Source organism: Parasphingorhabdus sp., assembly GCF_049667325.1.
Classification (GTDB): Bacteria; Pseudomonadota; Alphaproteobacteria; order Sphingomonadales; family Sphingomonadaceae; genus Parasphingorhabdus.
Window position 1 is genome coordinate 1 of record NZ_JBATHY010000255.1, and the last position, 1,988, is coordinate 1,988.

The 1,988-nt window shown below is 57.9% G+C and carries 1 pseudogene; it reads right to left on the reverse strand.

From position 1 onward, the window contains the following. Positions 1 to 1,988, reverse strand: a pseudogene (locus tag WBM93_RS11525) (hypothetical protein); the annotation flags it as partial.

A 1,988-nucleotide genomic window follows, 5' to 3' on the forward strand; every position in this document is an offset into this window, starting at 1 on the left:
CACGACCATTGGCTGTCCGCCGGGCGATGCGCCCAGCTGGCTTCGGCTTCAACGACCCGTGTGCTGAGGCCCGTTTCGTCTTCTGCGACAAATACGCTGGCCAGCGCGCCCAATGCGCTGCCTTCGCCGATTTGTTTGAGCAGCGCGGTAGTGACGCCATAGCGTTCGGTAATGTCTCCGTCGCGATATTCGGCGCGGCCGTTCCAGCTCCAGTCATCACTACGGAACGTAAATCCGGCGGTAACCGCCAAGAAGTCCTCGGTCAGAGTCGTGTCATTGCCCAGGAAACCGCCCGAAGCGACCGGTTGCTGTTGGTTGATCACGTCACCGCGGTCAAATCCGCCCAGGGTTTCATTGCCATCGAGCGAGAAATCAATCGTCCACTTGTCATCCAGCGGAATGCTCTGGGTCAGGCCATAAGCAGCAAAGGTGCGCGGGCCAAATTCGGTGATTTCCTGCTGGTTCATGCTGCTGACGATGCGCGCGCCATCCCACGGGGTAACGTCGACGCCAATCCGGGCGGTGCGGGCATCGATATTTTCGCCATCGGCAATCTCGTAAGTGCCGATGACCTTGATATCCTTGGTAACCGAATAGCGAGCCGAGAAGCTGTGACGCGCCGGGAAGTCAATACTGTCGTCCTGACCACCCAGAGCAAATTCGGTTTGCGCATCCAGTTCCAGCTTGCCGTCAAACAGGCGCTGGGTCGCACCCAGCCGGACAAGTTTGGATTCGTTCACCGTTCCGTCGGAAAGCCGGTCATTGGCATAAACGATCCCCGCGCGGAACGATGTGTCCTTCGCGCGATATTCAAGTTCTGCGGTACCGGCGCGGCGACGGGCGCCAGACATCAGAAAATCTTCCTGATAGCTGGTGACCGCCAGTGACAGGTTTTCGCGGACCCGGACCCGTGCGTCGATACCGAATTTGCGGGTGCCGGATTCCGCTGCATTGAGTTGACCCAGGCCATAGCCGGTTGCTTGACGCCTGACATAGGCGAGAACGTCGAATTTCGAACCGTGATGTTCAGCTTCCACAAGCCACGCGGTTGCTGCACGTCCGGTGTTCGTTGCGATGACCGTCTTTGCTTCATTGTCGGTGACGGCAAGTTCAGCGCGGAATTCGGTCCTGACGTCCGGTTGATATCGAATGTCGACACCGAGCAGGTCGGTCTTGACGCTCTCGTTCTCGTCATGAACCGCGGTCGCGCCGATTTTCAGCTTCTGGTCAGCGGTCTGGTAGGTAGCGCGACCGCCGACGTTGATATTGCGATCACCGATTCCGAGAACTTCATATTCGGCGATGATGAATTGCGGATCGAGCCCGCTACCGCGGCTCAGGATCGGTTCGCGGAAGCGCAATGTGCCGGCAAGATAATCGATATCATAATCGATATGCCGGGTCAGCTCGCGCTGTTCGACAATCCGGTCCGAACGGAAGCGGTCGCGGGTTTCCAGCGTGATCCGTTCGCTATTGGCCAAGATATCGCGGGTGGCGAGGGCATAAGGTCCGGACAGGCCATTGCCCTGAATTTCTTCGCGGCGGAAGCGGTTGGGCGAATCTGCGCCAAAGGCGTTGAGATGGACCTGATCGCTTTTATATTCTGCCTTGATGCCGTTGAACGCGCGCTGATATCGTGCCAGTTCGGGCTCGTTGATGCCGGTTTCATAATCACCGAAAAGCGCGTAAAACTGTGGTCTTTCCAGCTTGAGATAGAGGCGGCGTACCGAAGCGGCATCATAGCGCTGCTCGCTGCGATCGGCATAGACCGTGTAATAACGGCGCGGATCGATGACGCCCTGGAAACGGGTTTCATCTTCTTCCTTGTCGGTGTCATAGGCGAGGGTCATCAGCCATTTGCCGGTCACACGGCCCTTGGCGTAAAGCGCGATGCGGCCGTCAACGTTGATATTGTCATCATCTTCGACCAGATCTTCAAGCCGCTCATCGAGCGTGTTGAAGCCAAGCGTACCGGCGGCAAAGCCGAC